18 protein-coding genes are annotated in these 20616 nt (G+C 63.1%); 14 read left to right on the top strand and 4 right to left on the bottom strand.

The features are described 5' to 3' along the window. Positions 1 to 92 precede the first annotated feature (92 nt). From AC5ZGW_RS09410 to AC5ZGW_RS09365, 10 genes are all read left to right on the top strand, one after another. On the top strand, positions 93 to 1370 hold the full coding sequence (locus tag AC5ZGW_RS09410; protein WP_130223839.1) for an amidohydrolase/deacetylase family metallohydrolase: 1278 nt from the start codon (positions 93 to 95) through the stop codon (positions 1368 to 1370). Positions 1371 to 1404: 34 nt separating this feature from the next. After that, complete coding sequence (locus AC5ZGW_RS09405) at positions 1405 to 3789, top strand: xanthine dehydrogenase family protein molybdopterin-binding subunit (RefSeq protein WP_130223841.1); 2385 nt, start codon at positions 1405 to 1407, stop codon at positions 3787 to 3789. Next, complete coding sequence (locus AC5ZGW_RS09400) at positions 3786 to 4622, top strand: FAD binding domain-containing protein (protein ID WP_130223843.1); 837 nt, start codon at positions 3786 to 3788, stop codon at positions 4620 to 4622. The genes AC5ZGW_RS09405 and AC5ZGW_RS09400 overlap by 4 nt, the downstream gene beginning before the upstream one ends. Beyond that, a complete protein-coding gene (locus AC5ZGW_RS09395; protein WP_130223845.1) occupies positions 4619 to 5824 on the top strand; it encodes a xanthine dehydrogenase family Fe-S subunit in 1206 nt (401 codons plus the stop codon). The genes AC5ZGW_RS09400 and AC5ZGW_RS09395 overlap by 4 nt, the downstream gene beginning before the upstream one ends. Before the next feature lie 77 nt (positions 5825 to 5901). After that, positions 5902 to 7056 carry an ABC transporter substrate-binding protein gene (locus tag AC5ZGW_RS09390; protein ID WP_130223847.1) on the top strand — a complete coding sequence of 385 codons (1155 nt, stop codon included), beginning with the start codon at positions 5902 to 5904 and terminating at the stop codon, positions 7054 to 7056. Between the two features lie 68 nt (positions 7057 to 7124). Continuing rightward, a complete protein-coding gene (locus tag AC5ZGW_RS09385; RefSeq protein WP_165435067.1) occupies positions 7125 to 7997 on the top strand; it encodes a branched-chain amino acid ABC transporter permease in 873 nt (290 codons plus the stop codon). Continuing rightward, a complete protein-coding gene (locus tag AC5ZGW_RS09380) occupies positions 7994 to 9037 on the top strand; it encodes a branched-chain amino acid ABC transporter permease (RefSeq protein ID WP_130223849.1) in 1044 nt (347 codons plus the stop codon). The genes AC5ZGW_RS09385 and AC5ZGW_RS09380 overlap by 4 nt, the downstream gene beginning before the upstream one ends. After that, positions 9037 to 9819 (top strand): ABC transporter ATP-binding protein, encoded by a 783-nt coding sequence (locus AC5ZGW_RS09375; RefSeq protein WP_028164693.1) that lies wholly within the window; start codon positions 9037 to 9039, stop codon positions 9817 to 9819. The genes AC5ZGW_RS09380 and AC5ZGW_RS09375 overlap by 1 nt, the downstream gene beginning before the upstream one ends. Continuing rightward, complete coding sequence (locus AC5ZGW_RS09370; protein ID WP_165435068.1) at positions 9812 to 10516, top strand: ABC transporter ATP-binding protein; 705 nt, start codon at positions 9812 to 9814, stop codon at positions 10514 to 10516. Before AC5ZGW_RS09375 ends, AC5ZGW_RS09370 begins: the two co-directional genes overlap by 8 nt. A gap of 490 nt (positions 10517 to 11006) precedes the next feature. Continuing rightward, entirely contained in the window at positions 11007 to 11417 is a 411-nt protein-coding gene (locus AC5ZGW_RS09365) for a PAS domain S-box protein (protein ID WP_028164691.1), read from the top strand. A 558-nt stretch (positions 11418 to 11975) separates the two neighbouring features. Here the strand turns inward: AC5ZGW_RS09365 and AC5ZGW_RS09360 are convergent. Continuing rightward, complete coding sequence (locus tag AC5ZGW_RS09360; protein ID WP_130223855.1) at positions 11976 to 12998, bottom strand: LLM class flavin-dependent oxidoreductase; 1023 nt, start codon at positions 12996 to 12998, stop codon at positions 11976 to 11978. Between the two features lie 237 nt (positions 12999 to 13235). Between AC5ZGW_RS09360 and AC5ZGW_RS09355 the strand changes: the two genes are divergently transcribed. Then, positions 13236 to 14060, top strand: coding sequence for an LOG family protein (locus AC5ZGW_RS09355; RefSeq protein ID WP_207230953.1), 825 nt, complete (start codon positions 13236 to 13238; stop codon positions 14058 to 14060). 51 nt (positions 14061 to 14111) lie between these two features. Here AC5ZGW_RS09355 and AC5ZGW_RS09350 read toward each other — a convergent pair whose 3' ends face one another. The 3 genes from AC5ZGW_RS09350 to AC5ZGW_RS09340 form a co-directional block, all read right to left on the bottom strand. After that, a complete protein-coding gene (locus AC5ZGW_RS09350) occupies positions 14112 to 14348 on the bottom strand; it encodes a hypothetical protein (RefSeq protein ID WP_496113900.1) in 237 nt (78 codons plus the stop codon). Positions 14349 to 14512: 164 nt separating this feature from the next. Next, positions 14513 to 15271 carry an SDR family NAD(P)-dependent oxidoreductase gene (locus tag AC5ZGW_RS09345; protein WP_130223859.1) on the bottom strand — a complete coding sequence of 253 codons (759 nt, stop codon included), beginning with the start codon at positions 15269 to 15271 and terminating at the stop codon, positions 14513 to 14515. Positions 15272 to 15349: 78 nt separating this feature from the next. Further along, positions 15350 to 16627, bottom strand: a complete 1278-nt coding sequence (locus tag AC5ZGW_RS09340; protein WP_130223861.1) for an ROK family protein — start codon at positions 16625 to 16627, stop codon at positions 15350 to 15352. A 237-nt stretch (positions 16628 to 16864) separates the two neighbouring features. Between AC5ZGW_RS09340 and AC5ZGW_RS09335 the strand changes: the two genes are divergently transcribed. From AC5ZGW_RS09335 to AC5ZGW_RS09325, 3 genes are all read left to right on the top strand, one after another. Further along, on the top strand, positions 16865 to 17830 hold the full coding sequence (locus tag AC5ZGW_RS09335; RefSeq protein WP_130223863.1) for a sugar-binding protein: 966 nt from the start codon (positions 16865 to 16867) through the stop codon (positions 17828 to 17830). A gap of 64 nt (positions 17831 to 17894) precedes the next feature. Further along, entirely contained in the window at positions 17895 to 19421 is a 1527-nt protein-coding gene (locus AC5ZGW_RS09330; protein ID WP_130223865.1) for a sugar ABC transporter ATP-binding protein, read from the top strand. Further along, the gene (locus AC5ZGW_RS09325) at positions 19418 to 20479 is read left to right on the top strand and encodes an ABC transporter permease (protein WP_028164684.1); all 1062 of its coding nucleotides are present in this window, start codon (positions 19418 to 19420) and stop codon (positions 20477 to 20479) included. The genes AC5ZGW_RS09330 and AC5ZGW_RS09325 overlap by 4 nt, the downstream gene beginning before the upstream one ends. Positions 20480 to 20616: the final 137 nt, after the last annotated feature.

Raw genomic sequence — 20616 nt, 5'->3', positions numbered from 1 at the left:
CACGAAGCTTGCTTTTTGAAAAATACGAAGCATGCTTCGTATTTCCGCGAGAGCGGGACCAACCCGCCGGCGAGAGCTTAAGGAGAACGTTCATGTCCATCAGCGCCAGCTTCGACCTGCTTTTGCGTGGCGGCCGCGTCATCTGTCCGTCCTCCGGCATTGATAGCATCCGGGATGTTGCCATTCGCAACGGCAAGATCGCGGCGGTGCAGGCCGATATCCTGCCAACCAGCGCGAGGGAAGTGATCGACGTCGCCGGCAAGCTGGTGTTGCCGGGACTGATCGATACGCACGCGCATGTCTATCAATATGTCACCGGACGTTTCGGCATGAATGCCGACATGGTCGGAGTGCAGTCGGGCGTCACAACGCTGGTCGATCAGGGCGGTCCGTCCTGCATGACGCTTCCGGGCTTTCGCCACTTCATCGCCGAATCTGCGAAGTCGCGCGTCTATGCGTTCCTGTCGGCCTATCTCGTTGGCGGGCTCGAAGGACATTACTATCCGCAGCTCTATAGCCCCGAGGGTGTCGACATCGATGCCACCGTCAAGGCGGCGAGGGCCAATCCTGATATCGTTCGCGGCATCAAGGCGCATGCTGAGATCGGCGGCTTTGCGCGCTGGGGCATTCGCGTCATCGAAATGTCCGCGGAGATCGGTCGCCGCGCCGATCTGCCTGTCTATGTCCATTTCGGTCAGCTCTGGGGTCTGCCCGAAAGCGGTGCGAACGGCGAGGATGCCGACACGATCCTGACGCGTGTGATCCCGCTGTTGCGCGAAGGGGATATCCTGGCGCATCCGTTCACGCGCCATCCCGGCGGCTTCGTCAACCGCGAGGGCGAGGTGCATCCGGTGATCCAGGCAGCGCTCGACCGAGGCCTCAAGGTCGATGTCGGTCATGGCAGTCATTTTTCCTACCGGCTCGCCAAGAAGGCGATCAGTGCCGGCATCGTTCCGACCACGCTCGGCGCCGACATCCACGGCTACAACACCCATGTGCCCGCGCCGGCCGGTACACCGGAACAGCACGAGGATGAAGAAAACCATCCGTTCGCCGGCCAGGCAAAGTTCAGCCTGGTGCAGGCGATGAGTTCGATGATGGCGCTGGGGCTCTCGCTCGAGCAGGTGGTGCCGATGGTCACCTCCAATCCGGCGAAGATGCTTGGCCGTGATGAGGAGATCGGCGCGCTCAGGGTCGGCAGGGATGCCGATGTCTCGGTGCTCACGGAGCACACCGGCCGATTTGTCCTTCGCGACAACGAGAAGACTGAAGTCATTGCCGAACGGCTACTGCAGCCGACGTTCTGTTTGCGTGCCGGCACGCGCTACGACGCGGTCGCGCCGATCCTGCCGCAAGCGGTCGCGGCGTAGGGAGGCCGTAGCAGCCCGATCGGGGGACGCCACTATGCGCAACGAGCGTGACTTTTCTTCCGCACCAGGGGCAGGCGCCGGGCAGGGCGTCGGCGCGCGGCTGCCGCGCAAGGAGGACGATCGGTTGATGCGTGGCCGCGGCCAGTTCGTGGCCGACATTCGTCTCGCCGGGCTGCAGGATGTTGCGTTCGTGCGCAGCCCGCTGGCCCATGCGCGCATTCGTGGCATCCATGTGCCCGAGCAATACCGCGCAAGCGTGTTCACCGCCGCCGATCTCGTCGGCGTCAAGCCGATCCGCGCGGTGTCGGCGCTGCCGGGCTTCAAGATTTCCGAACAGCCGGTGCTCGCCACCGGCAAGGTCCGTCAAGTCGGCGAACTCGTCACGATGTGCGTGGCGCCGACGCGTGCCGAAGCCGAGGATATCGCGGCTTCTGTCACGCTCGATCTCGAAGAGCTTCCCGCGGTCTACGACATGCTGAAGGCGCGCGAACCTGGTGCGGCGCTGGTGCACGAGCACTGGGGCGACAACGTCTTCCTCGAGACCAATTATGAGGTCGACATCTCAGCAGCGCTGGATGCGCCAATCAAGGTGACGCGCGAGATCTCGACCGCACGACAATGCATGTCGCCGCTCGAAGGGCGCGGCGTGGTCGCCACTTTCGATCACCGGCTCGATCAGCTCACGCTCTATTCCGCCGCCCAGATGCCGCACGTCACCCGCAGCGGCCTTGCCGAGTGCCTTGGCATGGAGGAGGGGAGGATTCGCCTGATCTCGCCCGATGTCGGCGGCGGCTTCGGCCACAAGGGAATTCTGCTTCCCGAGGAAGTCTGCCTCTCCTGGCTGACCATGCGCTGTGGCCAGCCGGTGCGCTGGACCGAGGATCGCCGCGAACATCTCACCGCGAGCTCAAACTGTCGGGAGCATCATTACAAGATCACGGTCTATGCCAACAGTGACGGAACGCTGCGCGGCATCGATTGTGAGGCAACGGTCGATTCCGGTGCCTACTCGTCCTATCCGTTCTCGGCATGCCTCGAGGCGGCGCAGGTCGCAAGCATCCTGCCCGGTCCCTACCTGATGCCGGCCTATCGCTGCCGAACCTTTTCGGTCGCGACCAACAAGTGCCCGATCCTGCCCTATCGTGGCGTCGCGCGCACCGGGGTCTGCTTTGCGCTGGAACTGATGCTCGATCTGGTTGCGGCGGAGGCGGGCCTCGAGCCAGGCGAAGTGCGGCTACGCAATCTGATCCAACCGGAGCAGATGCCGTTCGACAACATCACCAAGAAACACTTCGACAGCGGCGATTATCCCGAGGCGATGCGGCGGGCTCTGGCGGCGATCGATATCGATGCGGTGCGCGAACGCCAGCGCGCGGGAGAGCCTGATGGACGGCGGATCGGCATCGGCGTCTCCATCTATTGCGAGCAGGCGGCACACGGCACTTCGGTCTATGCCGGCTGGGGCATTCCGATGGTGCCGGGCCACGAGCAGGCATCGGCACGGCTGACGCCCGACGGTGGTCTCGAACTGCGCGTCGGAGTGCATTCGCACGGGCAGAGCATGGAGACGACGCTTGCCCAGGTCGCCCACGAGATGCTCGGCGTCGATGTCGGAAGCGTGCGCATCATCCTTGGCGACACCGCGATGACGCCCTATTCGACGGGTACCTGGGGCTCGCGTTCGATGGTGATGGCGGGTGGCGCAGTCGCCACCGCGTGCCGCGAACTCGGCGAGCGCGCCAGGCGCATCGGCGCCAAGCTGTTGCAGCACGACCCGGCAGCGGTGGTGCTGCAGAACGGCGAGGTGCGCGGCGTCAACGGCAGCGTGACGTTGAAGGAGATCGCCTACACCTGGTATCGCCGCCCGCAGGACCTGCCTGCCGATGTCGATCCCGGCGGGCTTGAGGTCACCGCCGGCTACAAGCCGCAGCGTGACAGCGGCACCTTCAGCTATGCAGCGCATGCAGTCGTTGTCGCTGTCGATCGCGATTTGGGAGAGGTCGAAATCCTCGACTATGTCGTCGTCGAGGATGGCGGCGTGCTGGTCAATCCGATGGTCGTGGACGGCCAGATCTATGGCGGCCTCGCGCAGGGCGTCGGCACCGCGCTTTACGAGGAGATGCCGTTCGATGCGTCCGGCCAGCCGCTCGCGACGACGCTCGCCGACTATCTTCTGCCCGGACCGACCGAGGTGCCTGCGGCGCGCCTCGACCATATGGAGACGCCGTCACCTTACACGCAGTTCGGCGTAAAGGGCATCGGCGAGGGCGGCGCGATTGCACCGCCGGCCGCGATCGCCAATGCCATCAATGATGCGCTGAGACCGCTTGGCGTCGAGATGATGCAGTCGCCGATTACGCCGCACCGTATTGTCGAGGCCATCCTCGCCGCTCGCGATGCAGAAAGGACGGCGGCATGAAACCCGCGCCCTTCGGCTTTGAGCGTCCACGCGATCTGCCGGCGGCGCTTGCGCTGTTGGCCGAAGCCAACGGGTCGGCGAAGATCATCGCCGGCGGGCAGTCGCTCGGTCCGATGCTGAACCTGCGGCTGGTTCAGCCGGAGCTGGTCGTCGACATCACCGGCCTTGCCGAACTGAAACAAGCCGAGCGACGCGGCGACGAGCTTGTGCTCGGGGCCTGCATTACGCACGCCGACATCGAGGATGGACGAACGCCGGATGTGACGCGTGGCGCCATGCGGGGTGTCGCCGCCAACATTGCCTATCGCGCCGTGCGCAACCGCGGAACGATCGGCGGCTCGCTCAGCCATGCCGATCCGGCCGCGGACTGGGTGTCGGCGCTTGCAGCTTTCGGCGCCCGATTGACGCTGCGCAGCCTTGCGGGGACACGCACGGTCGCGCTGGAAGATTTCATCCTTGGAGCCCTGGAATCCATTTTGCGTCCGGGCGAGATCGTCGCGACCATCCATGTTCCGGCGCGGCCGCCATCGGCGCATTGGGGCTACGTCAAGAGCTGCCGCAAGACCGGCGAGTTCGCGCATGCGCTCGGCGCCGTCATGATCGATCCGAGCGCCGCGACGGCGCGCGTGGTGATGGGCGCCATCGACACCGCGCCGATCGTGATCACGGATGCTGCGGAACTGTTCGGTGGTCGCGTCGTCGGCGATTTCAAGGAACGTTTTGACGTGCGCGTCGCCGACGCTCTTCTCGCCAAGGCCGGCATCGGCAATCCGGCCGACCGACATATCCATGTGAGCGTGCTCAGGCGCGCCGTCCGTGAGGCGGCCGCATGAACACGATTGCGCTCAACGTCAACCGACGTGCGGTGCAGGCTGAGGCGGAGCCGCGCATGAGTCTGGCCGATTTCGTTCGCGACAAGCTTGATTTGACCGGTACGCATCTTGGTTGCGAGCATGGTATCTGCGGCGCCTGCACAGTGCTGCTCGACGGCGTGCCGGCGCGCTCGTGCATCACTTATGCCGTGGCTTGCGAGGGGGCCGATGTCACCACGATTGAGGGCCTCGATGAGGATGACATCACGACCGAGCTGCGCGCTGCCTTCACCCGCGAGCACGCCTTGCAGTGCGGCTATTGCACGCCTGGCATGCTGGTCTCCGCGCGCGATCTGGTCCTGCGGCTGGCTGCCGCCGATGAGCGCCAGATTCGCATCGGCCTGAGCGGAAATCTCTGCCGCTGTACCGGTTACGTCGGCATCGTGCGCGCGGTGCAGTCCGTGATCGAGGCGCGGCGTGCCCGCAATATCGCGCCCGAACCGGACGGCGGCCGCAAGGTCTTGGGGCCAGCGGGCTCCGGGCGAAGTGGGCGAGACGGTGCGATCCAGGTCCCGCAGCCAATCCAAACTGAACCCACCTATGCATCCGAGACGGTGGCATCGCCGGCCGAGATTCCTGACTTCACCCCGGCCAACCGGCTCGAACGGGACTTCACGCTCCCGTACCCGCCAAAGGATGTCTTTGCGACGTTCGACGACATCGCCGCCGTCGCGGCCTGCCTGCCAGGCGCGTCGTTGACGGCGGTCCCGAGCCCTGAACGGGTTGAAGGCGCCATCCGCGTCAAGCTTGGTCCGGTCGCCGCGAGCTTCCAGGGCATGGCGCGCATCGAACGCGACCCGAAGAATCTCTCCGGTCGCATGGTCGGTATCGGCAACGATCGGCGCAGCCGTTCGGCGACCCAGGGCGAAATCCGGTACCAGCTGGCGCCGATCGAAGAGGGCGCGGCGACGCGCGTCGATCTCTTAATCGGATACACGCTGACGGGAATGCTGGCGCAGATCGGGCGGCCGGGATTGGTGCGCGACCTCGCCGAGCGGCTGATCGCGGAATTTGCCGCCAATCTCGATCGCCGCATGTCGGGGGCCTCGCCCGAGCAGGCAACCGCGAAGGAGCTGAAGGGATTTTCGATGATTTCAGGTGTCTTTCGCGCGCGCATCGCGCGCTGGTTGGGTCGCTTCGTCGGACGAGACGGAGCGGCATGATGTTTCGGCGTCTCCCCATATCGCGGGGCGGCGAGGTTGGGACTGCGCGGAGATCAGCAGAGCAATTGGAGAGCTACATGATTAGGACTTCCTGGATTGTTCCGGCAATTGCGCTGGCGACCGCTTTGCTCGGGGGCGGGGCCGAGGCGCAAACCATTAAGATCGGCGTGAACGAACCGCTCACCGGTGCGTTCGCCGCATCCGGCACCTATGTCGTCAACGGCGCCAAGATCGCCGCTGACGAGATCAACGCCAAGGGCGGCATTCTCGGCAAGAAGATCGAGCTCGTCATCGAGGACAACAAGAGCAATCCGACAGAAGCAGCGGCCGTCGCCGAGAAGCTGATTACCAGCGACAAGGTGCCGGTGTTGATGGGGGCATGGGGATCGAGCCTGACGCTCGCGGTGATGCCGAAGCTGATCGAGTACGAGACGCCGATGGTCGTCGAGACGTCGTCGTCCAGCAAGATCACCACCACCGGAAATCCCTTCATCTTCCGTATCTCGCCGCCGTCGTCGGTCGAAGCGGCCGCCTTCAAGGGCATCGTCGACAAGCTCGCATTGAAGAAGGTCGATTTTCTCGTCATCAACAACGACTGGGGCCGCGGCACGGCGGACGATTTCGCCAAGATGATGAAGGAGAAGGGGATCGGCATCGGTCTGGTCGAGACCATGGACCAAGGCGCGCAGGACATGAGCGCGCAGCTCTCCAAGATCAAAGGCTCGGACTCCGAGACCGTGATCGTCACGACCGCGGTCGACCAACTCACTCTGATCTTCAAACAGGCGGCGGCGCTGGGCCTCAAGAAGCGCATCATCACCACAGGCGGCTCGCAAAATCCGGATCAGATCATCGCGCAGGCGGGCGCCGCGGCCAACGGCACCATGCACCTGACGACTTTCCTGCCCTGGTTCCCCGAGAAGACGCCGAATCCGGAAGCGACCAACTATTTCGTGTCGGAATGGAAGAAGCGCGGCTTCGACTTTGCCGGCTGCACCGAGAGTTTCCGCGGCTATGACGGCATCCGTACTGCGGCAGCCGCGATCGAGAAGGCGGGCAAGGCGGAGTCCGCGGCCATCAAGGCGGCGCTGTGGGACATCAACGTGAAGGGCTTGAACGGCGACATCGTGTTCCGCAAGTCCGGCCCGGAAGGCAAGGAGAGCGGCCAGAGCCAGCCGAACGTCTACCTGATCGAGATCAGCGACGGCAAGGTCGACATGAAGACACTCTGATCTCGCGTCATCTATCGACGAGGGCCGCGCTGCGGTCCTCGCCCGCACCAGGATAGCCCGGAGCCGCCTTGAGCGAGTTTCTGCAACATCTGATCAACATGCTCGTCCTCGGCGGCACCTATGCGCTGCTCGGGATCGGGCTGACCTTGATCTTCGGCATCATGAACGTGGTGAACTTTACGCATGGCGTGCTCTACACGTTCGGCGCCTACATCATGTTCATCGTGGTTCAGCAGCTTGGGCTCAACTTCTTCCTCGCGCTGCCCATCGCCGTCGTGGCGGGGTGGCTCCTGGGCGCGGTGATTGAACTGACTTTGCTGCGACCGCTGCGCGGCTCCGATATCGACACCACCATGCTGGTGATGATCGGCGCCTGGATCGCGATGCAGTCGGCCACACTGTGGATCTGGGGTGGGGTCGCGAAATCGGTCGCGACACCGTTTCCGGAAGCGCCGCTTGTCTTGGGGCCTGTCTCGGTCTCCTGGCTACGGCTGTTCGTCCTGGCGGCCGCAGCGCTTCTGATCATGGTGACGTACCTGCTCATCAACCGCACCAAGCTTGGCTGTGCGATGCGCGCGACGTTCCAGGACCAGGACACCGCGTCGCTGATGGGGGTCAATGTCGATCTCATTTATACCTCGACCTTTGCGATCGGCTCGAGCCTGGCCGCTGCGGCCGGCGCGCTGCTCGGCCCGGTCTATGTGATCTTTCCGCAAATGGGGGATCTTGCCGCAGTCAAGGCGTTCGCGATCGTGATCCTCGGCGGGCTCGGCAACATCACCGGCGCGGTCATCGGCGGTTTCATACTGGCATTGGCCGAAGAACTCGGCGCCGGCTACATCTCGTCGGGATACCGCGATGCGATGGGCTTCCTGATCATTATCGCGGTCCTGATTTTCAAGCCAACCGGTCTGTTCGCGCGCTCGGAGCGCGTCGGATGAAGGCAGCGATCACCATCCTCGCGCTTGCAGCCTTCGCATCCGTGCCGCTCTGGCTGCGCGATCCTTATCTCCTGAACGCGCTGATCACGACCGGAATCTTCATCATCGCTGCAATGAGCCTCAATCTCCTGCTCGGTTTCACCGGCCAGCTCAGCCTCGGTCACATCGCTTTCTTCGGCATTGGCGCCTATGTCAGCGCGCTGACCTCGCTCGGCTTCGATATCGGCCTGCCCGGCGGCTTCCGCCTGGTTCACGAACCATGGCCACCGATTGCGGGGCTTGCGCTGGCGATCCTGGTCGCGGGATTGTGCGGCTATTTCGTCGGGTTGCTTTCCTTCCGCGTCCGCGGCGCTTATTTCGTGATCGTCACGATTTCCTTTGCCGAGGTCGTGCGGCTGGTGGCGCTGAACTGGGTCGAGCTGACACAGGGGCCGCTGGCGCTAACCAATATCCCGTCGATCGCGATTGGCTTGCCGGGTCTCGGTGAATTGACGCTGCGCACCAAGCTGCAGAACTATTATCTCGTGCTCGCAGTCGCAGTCGTCGCCTACCTCCTGATCGCGCGGCTCGTGCACTCCCATTTTGGCCGCGCCATGCGCGGGCTGATGGAAAACGAAACGCTGGCGGTGTCGGTCGGGATCGACGTCACGAAGACGCTTACGCTCGCCGCGGTCATCTCGGCTGCTATCGCGGGCGCGGCCGGTAGCCTTTATGCGCACTACATCCGGATCATCGATCCCGAGGTGTTCGCTTTCATCAACACGGTGACGATGGTGATCATGGTCATCAGCGGCGGCAAGGGCTCACTGGCCGGACCGGTCATCGGCGGCCTGATCTTCGGATTGCTGCCGGTCGTCCTGCGTCCGATCATGGCGCCGGAAGCACAATGGATCGCCTATGGGGGCGTGCTGATCGTGATCCTCTTCGTACTGCCGCGCGGCATCGTACCTTCATTGGCGCAGCGGTTCGCGAAACGGAAGCGCCAAGCCGCAACGGTTGCTCCGGTTGCCTTTTCCGAACGTGCCAAGGAGCCTGCGTAGTGACCTCGCGTGCGATCGCCTTGGACGTGGAGCAGGTCGCCGTTCGCTTCGGCGGGCTCGTCGCGCTCTCGGACATGAACTTCACGGTAGGCGAGGGCGAGATCGTCAGCCTGATCGGCCCGAACGGCGCCGGCAAGACCACCGCGTTCAACGTCATGACCGGCTTTCTGGATCCAGCCCACGGCAAGGTGAGCTATCGCGGGGCCACACTGAACGGACTGAAGCCGCATCAGATCGCTGATCTCGGATTGATCCGCACCTTTCAGCGGACCAGTGTTTTCCCGAACGACACGGTTTACGACAATCTTCTGATCGGGCTGCACCGCCAGGGCCGGGTTGGCCTGTTCGAAGCGATTCTTGGGCTGCCGCGCGGACGCGCGTCGGAGCGCAGGCTGCGCGAGCGCGCCGCCGAACTCGTCGAATGGGTCGGGCTCGAGCGTCGCGCCCACGACCCCGCAGGTTCGCTGTCCTATGGCGAGCAGCGCCTCGTCGGCGTGGCGCTGGCGCTGGCCGCGGAGCCGTCGATGCTGCTGCTCGATGAGCCGGTCTCTGGCATGAATGCGTCGGAGACCCACACGTTTGTCGAACTCATCCGCAATATCCGCGACCGCGGCGTCACCATCCTTCTGGTCGAGCATGACATGCCGATGGTGATGAGCGTGTCGGATCGGATCGTGGTGTTGAACTACGGCCGGATCATCGCGGAAGGACCGCCGGATGCGATCCGGAACGATCCTGACGTTATCGAAGCCTATCTCGGGCAGGGAGCCGCGCGTGCTTGAGATCCGCGACATCGTCTGCGGCTATGGCGGCGTTACCGCGCTGCGGGGCATCTCGCTGCAGGTGAAGGCCGGGCAGCTCGTCGCTCTGATCGGCGCCAATGGCGCCGGCAAGAGCACGACGCTGCGCGCGATTTCCGGATTGGTACCGCTGCGTTCCGGACAGATGCTCTTCGACGGCAAGGATATGACCGCGGCGCGACCGCCGCGCGTGCTGGCGAGCGGTATCGCGCATTGCCCGGAGGGAAGGCGCGTGTTTCCGCACATGACTGTCGAGGAAAATCTTGACATGGGCGCCTATCTCCGTAACGACCCGAGCGGGATCGCCGCGGACCGTGACCGCATCTTCACTGAGTTTCCGCGTCTTGCGGAGCGGAGGCGGCAGGCGGCCGGTACCCTGTCGGGCGGCGAGCAACAGATGCTGGCGATCGGCAGGGCGCTGATGTCGCGGCCTCGCCTCATCATGTTTGACGAGCCGTCGCTTGGGCTCGCGCCGAATATTGTTGAGCGAACGTTTGCTATCATCCGCGGCATCCGCGATGCCGGCACAACCGTTTTACTGGTAGAGCAAAACGCCTTTGCTGCGCTTGAGATGTGCGATCAGGCTTACCTCATCGAGAGCGGTCGCATCGTGCTGTCCGGCGTCGGCGCGGAGCTGATCGCGAACGAGCATGTGCGAAAGGCCTATCTCGGCGGCTGATCCGCCGCGGTCGCGCGGACGGCGATCTGACCTGTGAGCCGGTTGATCGAAAAGACCTTCGACTGCACCAGCATCGGCGGCAATAACGTCGGTATCTATCCTGACATGTGGGGCAAATATGGGCAACTTAAGGTCCGCGCCATGGCTCCCTTCGCCCGCCGCCTCGCGCAATCCGGCCCGATCGCCTTGTCTGGGGAACGAACTGGCCGCATCCGGTGCGCTATCGGGCCATGCCCGACGACGGCGGTGTGCTCGATGCCTTGTGGGCGTGGCTGCCGGACGAACAAACCGTGCGACATTACTCGTAGAAAATCCCGAAAAGCTCAATGGCTTCGCCGCATTTCGGTGAATGTCGGCAAAGCCGTGACCATCATGCCATATGCGGGGTTCTTGCGATGTGGGAGGTGTTCGAGCGCTATCTGCGGAACTTGAGCGCGGTCTACATTGTTGCGCAGAAAGGTTAGACGTGACAGAACCAAACAGGTGCCCCATGGAAGAGCGCTCCGAGTTAGCGGAACGAATTCTCGATCAAACGGCCGATGCGGTGATCTACGCCGATCGCTCCGGCGCGATTGCCCGCTGGAATCCCGCCGCCGCCGCGTTGTTTGGCTATTCGTTGGAGGAGGTGCTCGGCCAAAGCCTCGATCTGATCATCCCCGAGCATCTGCGGGCCGCGCATTGGCGCGGCTTTGAGGCGGCAATGACTGGCGGCGCCATGAAGCTTCAAGGCAAGCCCACGCTGACGCGCGCCTTGCACAAGAGCGGACGCAAGGTCTACGTTGAGATGACATTCGCGATCGTCAAGGACAGCGCCGCCGGCGAAGTGCTTGGCTCGGTTGCCGTGGCGCGAGACGTGACCGAGCGCATCGAACGAGAGCGTGCCGCGACCCGCGCCTCGTGAGATGTTCGCAGGTGCCGCTTTCAACCGGCCCGGCAGGATCGTTGATGCGTCTGTGATAGCCAAGTTTTCTTGGACGTCCGACAATACCGCCATCGACGCAAAACGAGGAAGTCTACGATGCGGTTGTCTAGAGTCGCTGTTTTGATGCTTATCGCTGGAGCTGCAGGCTCCATGTCCGCGTCTCCAGCGATAGCCGCTTCTGACTGTCCCAGATTACTGGAAGTAGCGGATTGGGGCGAGAATTCGACCGGCGACATTAGCGTCAGCTCAGGAGAAAGTTGCCTATTTCCGATTACGATACGCGGCACGGTGAGCAGCTCGGACATCTTACAAAAGCCGGCACATGGCAGCTTGAAAAAGCTCAACATGACGACTTACGAATACAAAGCGAAGGCTAGGTACAAGGGGAGCGATAACTTTGCCATCAAAGCAGTGGGACAGGGGCCGACGGCTTCTGGCACTTCGGTAATCACTGTGCACGCGACGATCAAATAGCATTGCTCGGGTCCACGGCGCCCGTGCCTGTACCGGGTTGCGGGTGTGACCCCACAATAAGGGTTAGCGCCAACCAAGCGCGGGGGCGATGTGAGTCAGGATCGCCTCGATGACGTGCGCGTTGTAATCCACGCCAAGCTGATTGGGCACGGTCAAAAGCAGCGTATCGGCCTCCGCAATAGCTTCATCCTTGGCCAATTGCGCAATCAGCACGTCCGGCTCGGCGGCATAGCTGCGGCCGAAGATTGCCTTGGTTTTTTCGTCGATGAAGCCGATTTGGTCCGCGTCCTGACCACCGTGTCCGAAGTAGGCGCGGTCCCGGTCGTTGACCAGCGCGAAGATGCTGCGGCTGACTGACACGCGAGGCTCGCGCTTGTGACCAGCCACCTTCCAGGCCTCGCGGAAAGCTCGGATCTGGTTCGCTTGCTGGACGTGGAACGGCTCTCCGGTCTCGTCGTCCTTCAGGGTGGAGCTTTGCAGATTCGTGCCCAGCTTGGCCGCCCAGACCGCGGTAGCGTTCGACCCGGCGCCCCACCAGATGCGGTCGCGCAAGCCTTCCGAATACGGCTCGATGCGCAAGAGGCCGGGAGGGTTCGGAAACATCGGATGCGGATTGGGCTTTGCGAAGCCCTCGCCGCGCAGCAGCTCGAGCAGGATCTCCGTATTGTGCCGGGCCATGTCGGAAGCGGTCTCGCCGTCGCGTGGAACGTAGCCGAAGTAGCGCCACCCATCGATGACCTGCTCGGGTGATCCGCGGCTGATGCCGAGTTGCAAGCGCCCACCGGCAATGAGGTCGGCAGCGCCCGCATCCTCGGCCATGTACAGCGGGTTCTCATAACGCATGTCGATAACTGCCGTGCCGATCTCGATTCGGCGGGTCTTGGCGCCTACGGCTGCCAGCAACGGAAACGGTGAAGCGAGCTGACGAGCGAAATGATGCACACGGAAATACGCACCGTCCGCCCCCAACTCTTCGGCAGCAACGGCGAGTTCGATGGATTGCAGAAGGGCGTCGGATGCCGATCGCGTCTGCGATTGCGGTGAAGGCGTCCAATGCCCGAACGATAGAAAGCCGATCTTTTTCATGGATATTCAGCGTAGATCCTTGGGAGGCACATTCGAGGTTGCTGCCCGTTGGCAATCTGCATCAGATGCGCGCAATCGCGTCAACGCCCTGCGCACTATCCACCGCGGCAGGTTGCGAGTGTCGAGTAGCATCATTGACGTATATTTTGATAGATTCGATGAGGCAATATCCCGGCGTCATGGCCAGCGCTACCGTAGAACGTGTTGAACTTAGTCTGCAGAATGGACAATAGCGATATGAATGAACAGACGACCCCGCATAGCTCGCGGAGCACGCTGCTGGCGGTTGAAGATACCGAATTCTTGCTTCGAGACGAGATGCGATCGATCCGCTTTGCCCTCGAATATGCCAAAGCTGAACTCGCGTTGCGGGATTGGGGAATCCGCTCGACTATCATTGTTTTTGGCAGCGCGCGTGCGCCGTCTCCGGAGCAGGCTGCCGCCGCCGTCGAAGCGGCTCGGACGGAGACCGAGAAGAGGGCGGCTGCGAAATTGCTGCAGCAATCCGAGTTCTACCAGGTCGCGCGCGAATTCGGGCGCATCGCTTCGCAACGCGGCGGCGCCTTCGATCCCAAGAACCGGTGGCGCGACAATGTTGTCGCTACTGGCGGCGGCCCCGGCATCATGGAGGCGGCAAACCGAGGTGCGTCCGACGTCGGTGCTCCAAGCATCGGATTCAACATCACCCTGCCACATGAGCAAATTCCCAATCGCTACATCACGCCGGAGCTCAGCTTCCGATTTCACTACTTTGCAATGCGCAAAATGCATTTGGCCATGCGTGCGAACGCCCTGGCGATTTTTCCCGGCGGTTTCGGAACCATGGACGAGATGTTCGAGGTGCTGACGCTGCAGCAAACGCAGAAGGCCCCTCCAGCGCCCATTGTGCTGTTCGGCGAAAGGTACTGGCGCAAAATCATTAACTTTGACGCCCTCGTCGAGGAGGGCATGATTTCTGCGGCCGACCCCGGTCTCTTTGAATTTGCGGAGACCGCGGAAGATGGTTGGGCCTCACTGGTTCGCCGTGGCTTGCGCGCGCATGGTACTAGCCCAGCCGGTTGATCGGCGACAGGCGGCGCGGAGCAACCGGTATCCGCCTTTCCGGATCATGCCCTAATCATGCAGGAGCATGTCGCTCGCCACCGGATCGCTGACGCGCACGGGTTCTGCCTTCGATGCAATTTGCAAGTCAGACCTTCCCGCGAGGGAGGGGACGCAGGCTGAATCGTCACGAGGTTGCCGCGGCAACAGCAGCAAGATCGAACCTGTCAAAACCAAGGCCGCAAGCCGGATCGCGATCACACCCAGCAAGACATCCGATCCGCTTGCGGCAGAATGATTTTTCATCATCGCAGCATGACCGACACGGGCAGGCTGGACAATCTGGAAATACCGGCGACTGCCTTCGCCGGAAACGAAGGCTTATCGCGATTGTCTGACTGCGACGGTGCTACTTCAGGCTCGACGCGGATCGTCCAGCTCGCGAGATATCGTCAACGCAGTCGGCAATATGGTTAGACCCAGCCGCCATCGACGATGTAGCTCTGGTTGGTGCAGGCGCCGCTGTCGTCGGCGGCGAAGAAGAGGACGACGCGGGCGATGTCATCAGGCACGAGCTTGCGCTTGAGGCATTGGCGCTGCATGATTTCGGCCTCACCTTCGGGCGTCAACCACAGATCCTGCTGGCGCTGGGTCATGATCCATCCGGGCAGGATGGAATTGACCCGCACATTGTTCGGCCCAAGATCGCGGGCGAGCGCACGGGTCAGGCCCTGAACCGCGGATTTGGCGGTGGTGTAGCAGGGCATGTTGCCCTGGCCGATCACCCAGCTCACCGAGCCGATGTTGACGATCGAACCGCCCCCTGCCTGGATCATGTCCGGCGCGATCGCCTGCGCGCTAAAGAACTGATGCTTCAGATTGACCGCCATCCGCTCGTCCCAGTATTCCGGCGTGACGTCCTCGATCGCGTGACGGTCGTCGCGGGCCGCGTTATTGACCAGGATGGTGATCGGCCCGAACATCTCGCGGACGCCGGCGACCGCGCGTCTCAGGGCGGCGATGTCGCGCAGATCGGCGTGCTCGAAGTGCACGCCCGCATGCGCCGGCAGGCTGGCCAGGAGATGCTTTGAGGCCTCCACATCGATGTCGATGAAACCGACCCGCGAGCCTTGGCTGACGAACCGGCGGACGATGGCCTCGCCGATCCCGGAACCGCCGCCGGTCACCAGTACAGTCCGGTCCTTGAGACTTGGATAGATGGCGCCTTGCATTGGCATCCTCTCGATTTTGCGCCTGAGGGCGTCGGTTGCGTTTGCTGCGGCTCCAACAAGGGCCACGGCTTCCGGTGTTCACTCGGTCGTCTCCATGTGGTTTCGGTCCACGACCCGCAGCGTCCGCCGCACCATGCCGTCGACAATTGCCGCCGACTCGCTTGGACGCACATATATTGCCGTGGACTTGAGCAGCCACGGTAACACCGCCTGGTCGAGCCGCTCCTCATAGGCGCGGCGCATCATGTCAAATGCCTGCAGGCCGGGGCCCGCCAGGATGACATGGTGCGGGCGCAGCACCGATATCGTTGCGGCGACCGCCTCTGCAAGCGCGTGGCCTGCCTGCCGGAACAAGTGCTCGAGACGGGGATCGCCGCCCAGTGCTCGCTGGCGCAGCAGAGCCATCTGCGCCTCGGAAGGCTGCTGCGACACCGCCGGCGGCAGGTCGAGAAAGGTGCGGGCGTCGCGGTAGATCGCGTAGTCGGCGAGATAGGCCTCGATGCAGCCGCGCTGGCCGCAGCGGCATTGCGGACCGTTCGGCGCCAACTTGACATGGCCGATCTCGCTGCCGGCGCCGGCGCCCCAGCGCGCTTCGCCGTCGACAACGACGCCCATCCCGACGCCGTGGCCGACCATGATCGTGGCCGAGAGGCCCTGCGCCAGTGCCGGCTCCGCGGCTGCGAGGGCCAGCGCAACTGCGACAGCGTCGTTCGCCATCACGACCTCGACCCCGAATGCTTGACGCATCGGCTTCGCCAGATCGATGTCGGTGACCGACAGCGCCGGACTCCACAGATGCCGTCCGGTGTCGGCGTTCACGATGCCCTGCAGCGCAATCCCGATTCCCAGCAGCCGATGGCGCGGCGTTGCCGTCGCGTCAAGCATAGCATCGATCTGCGCGATCATGAGATCGCACAACGCATCTGCATCGAGAGCGCGCGTCGTGAGTGCAAGTCGCGATTGCGCCAAGCCAGAGCCACTGAAGTCTGCGATCAGTGTCTCAATCAGGTTCATGCGTAGCGAGACCGCGATGATGCGGCCAAACTCCGGGTTCAGGGTCAGCAGTACCGCCGGCCGGCCACGGCGACGGCCATTCAGTCCGTCCGTATCCTCTTCGTCGGTATCGTCGGGCCACGACGTCGCCGCCCCGGCGTCGGTCTCGGCCTCGCACAACAGTTCTTCCGCTATCAGTCTCGACGTTATGGCCGAAATGGCCGCGAAGCTCAGCCCCGTACTACGTGCGAGCTCCACGCGCGGCAATGGCCCCTGACGTCGCAAGACTTCGACGAGGCGGCCGCGATTCGATCCGCGGGCCACGCTTGAAGCACGTCTCGGCGGCTCGGGCTGCTCATCCATGCGGGTCTTTTAATTCGTTCAGTGAAATTAATCAACGTGTGCGGCGCGGGAGATGGCCAAAAAGAGCAATGAAGGCTACCTCATCGTACCAATTATACTATTGTTGCGTGAGGGGGCGGACAATAACATCCTTGACTCGATATAGAGTTCCGATAATTTATTCGTAGCGTGAACAAAATAAGGCGCACAAAGCGCCGTGCGTGAAGCCCCTCATGGGGTGACGACAGGGAGGTGCACATGAAGAGCTCAATGAAGACATTGATCGTGCCGCTGCTGGTGAGCGCAACGGCGCTCGCGATGGCCACGGGCGCGGCACAAGCGCAGCAGAAAAAGACCATCGCGCTGGTGACCAATGTCGCGGCCGACTTCTGGACCATCGCCGGCCGCGGGCTTGAGAAGGCGCAGAAGGAGCACCCGGAATACAATATCGAGTTGATCGTCACCAACGACGGAACTGCGGCGGGCCAGCGGCGCGAGTTGGATGACCTGCTGGTGCGCGGCGTCGCCGGCATCTCTATCTCTGTAGACGATGCGCCGCACGCAACCGAAGAACTCAACAAGGTTGCGGCCAAGACCGTATTGATCACGACGGACAGCGACGCGCCGCAGAGCAATCGTCTCGCCTATATCGGCACCGACAACGTCGCGGCTGGGCGGCAGGCGGGCGAGGAGATCAAGAAGGCGCTGCCGAACGGCGGCAAGATCGCGCTGTTTGTCGGAACGATGGACGCTGACAACGCCCGCGAGCGGGTGCAGGGTATCAAGGAAGCGATCGCCGGCACCAAGGTCGAGCTGGTCGACGTGTTCACCGACCAGGTGGACTTCGCCAAGGCCAAGGCGAATATGGAGAACGTGCTCGTCAAATATCCCGACATTGCGCTGTTGTCCGGCCTGTGGAGCTACGAGACACCCTTGATCTATGACGCGGTGAAGGCGGCGGGCAAGGTCGGCAAGGTGAAGATTGTCGGCTTCGACGAGGACCAGCGCACGCTGCGGGGCATTTCCGACGGCACGATCGAATCCACGGTCGTGCAGCAGCCGTACGAGTTCGGCTATCTCTCCGCCACCAACATCATCAAAACGCTGAACGGCGACAAGTCCTGGATCCCGGCGGATAGCAAGCTGATCGTGCCGACCAAGGTGATCGGCAAGTCCAACGTCGCGGAGTTCACCGCATCTCTGAAGGAACTGCTGAAGAAGTGACTTCAGTATGCTTCACCGCCGGGCTGCCACAGGCGACCGGGCGTTGTGCGGGAGGAAGCGCCAAATGGCGGAAACGCTGCTTGAACTTGCCGGGATCAGCAAGACTTATCCCGGTGTGAGGGCCCTCGACAATGTCAACCTGCGCGTGTACCGCGGCGAGGTATTGGGCCTGATCGGCGAGAACGGCGCCGGCAAGTCGACGCTGATGCGCGTGCTGGGCGGCGTGATCGCGCCGAGCGAAGGCGTGATCCGCATCGGCGGCAACGACCACGCCCGGCTGACGGTGAGCGAGGCGACGCGGGCCGGCATCGCCTTCGTGCACCAGGAACTGAACCTGTTCGAGAATCTCGACGTCGCGGCCAACGTATTCATAGGGCGCGAGAAGCTCACCGGCGGCCCGCTGAAGCTGGTGGACAACGCGGAGACGCGCGCCCGCGTGACGCCGCTGCTGGCGCGGCTGGGCGCCGATTTCACCCCGAGCACGCTGGTCGACGACCTGTCCATCGCGCAGCGTCAGATGGTGGAGATCGCCAAGGCGCTCTCGATTGACGCCCGCGTGATCATCATGGACGAGCCGACCTCCAGCCTGACAATCTCGGAGACCGAACGGCTGCTGGAGGTGATTGCCGACCTGAAGGCGCACGGCATCTCGGTGATCTTTATCTCTCACCGGCTGGGCGAGATCATGACCTGCGCTGATCGCGTCGTGGTGCTGCGCGACGGGCGCACGGTGGGGGAGCTGGCGCGCGACGAGCTGAGCCATGCCGCAATGATCCGGCTTATGATCGGCCGCGACCTGAAGGCGCTGTATACGCCGCCCAAACGGCCGCCGCAGCCGGGCGGCTGCGACATTGTCGGCCTCGTGACGTCAGCCTTTCCCGACCGGCAGATCAATCTTTCCGTGCGGAGCGGCGAGATTCTCGGCCTGGCGGGGCTCGTGGGCGCTGGCCGCACCTCGCTCGCCCGCGCAGCCTTCGGCATTGACCCGCTGCTGGGTGGCGAGATCAGGATCGACAACGCGCCGGTCGGTGTCGCGTCGCCGCGGGACGCGATCAGGCAAGGAATCTATCTGGTGCCGGAGGACCGCAAGAAGTCCGGGCTAGTGCTTGAACTGCCGATCCGGGAGAACGTGACGCTCGCGAGCTTGCTAAACTATGCGCGGATGTGGCTGGTAAACGGTGCGGCCGAGCGCAAGGTCGCAAAAGAACAGGTTCGGAGCCTGTCCATAAAGGCGCCGAGCATCGATATGGAGGCCGTGACGCTCTCCGGCGGCAACCAGCAAAAAGTAGTGCTGGGCAAGTGGCTCTCCATGCAGCCGCGAGTGATGTTCTTCGACGAGCCGACCCGTGGCATCGATGTCGGTGCCAAGAGCGAGATCTATGTGCTGATGCGCGGCCTCGCCGACGAGGGCGTCGCGATCGTGATGATCTCCTCGGACATGGAGGAGGTCATCGGCGTCTCCGACCGCGTGGCGGTGATGCATGAAGGGAGTGTCAGCGGCGTGCTCGAGCGCGAGCAGTTCAGCGAATATAACGTGTTGCGGCTGGCGGTCGGCCAAGCGCTGGAAACCATGGAAGCCGCTGCGCCATGATGAAGAAAGAACTCGGCCTCTGCCTGCTGCTGGTGGTGATCTCCGCCATCACGGGCGCGATCAATCCGGCCTTTCTATCGTTGGTGAACTTGCTGAATATGGCCAATCTGATCGGCCTGTTCGGCGTGTTCGCGCTCGGCGTGGGGCTTGTGATCATCACCGGAGGCATCGACCTTTCGGTCGGCTCGATGTTCGCGCTGCTTGGTGTCGTATTCGTCGACCTTCTGACGACTTATCAGGTCTATTGGCCCTTCGCGCTGCTGCTCGTCCTGCTCGGCGGACTGGCGCTAGGGGGCATCCAGGGTTTCCTGATCACACGGCTGAAAATGCAGCCCTTCATCGTGACGCTGTGCGGGTTGCTGATTTATCGCGGCGCCGCCCGCTACTATACGAGCGATTCGACACGCGGCTTCGGCTACGGTGACGAGGCCAGCACACTGAGCAACATCGCCTCCGGCAATATCGCGGGCGTCCCGAACACCTTCGTCTTCCTGATCATCCTTGCGCTGATCCTCGGCGTGCTGCTGCACCGCTCGGTCTACGGGCGCTGGCTCTATGCCGTGGGCAAGAACGAGGAAGCGGCGCGCTTCTCCGGTATCCGCACAGATATCGTGATCGCGACCGCCTACATCATCAGCGGCGGGCTCGCCGGCGTTTCAACGGTGTTGTTCGTATTCTACACGAACTCGGTCTCTCCGAGTTCGTTCGGCAATTTCTACGAGCTCTATGCGATCGCGGCTGCGGTCCTCGGTGGGTGCAGCCTACGCGGCGGCGAGGGCTCGATTCTCGGTATCGTGCTGGGGACGGCGCTGCTGCAGGTGCTGCAGAACCTTGTGAACATCCTGGGCATTCCCAATTCCCTGAACTTCGCGGTGATGGGGACCGTGATTCTGCTCGGCGTGCTGGCGGATCAGCAATTGCAGAGCCGTCGGCGGCGCAAGGTGGCGCTGGCCGGCCTGGCCCGCACGGCGCAGAGATCGACACTTGTGCAAGGAAAGCAGAGCGCATCGCCGCGCGGCGCGGCTGCGTTGCCAATGAGTACGGGCGATCAGGCATGACAGCTCGGTAAGGAGAATCACGACTTCAACCGCCAGTCGCCATACGGACTGTTTCTTCGGCGGCTGAAATCGGTCTGGGCTGGGGAGGATGCACGTTCCAGGCTCGAGGGCTTTGGGCGGGAACGTGACACAAAATA

The organism is Bradyrhizobium sp. Crot121 (assembly GCF_059512385.1).
The sequence above is the reverse complement of the archived record's forward strand: the minus strand, read 5'-3'. Positions and strand labels throughout refer to the sequence as shown.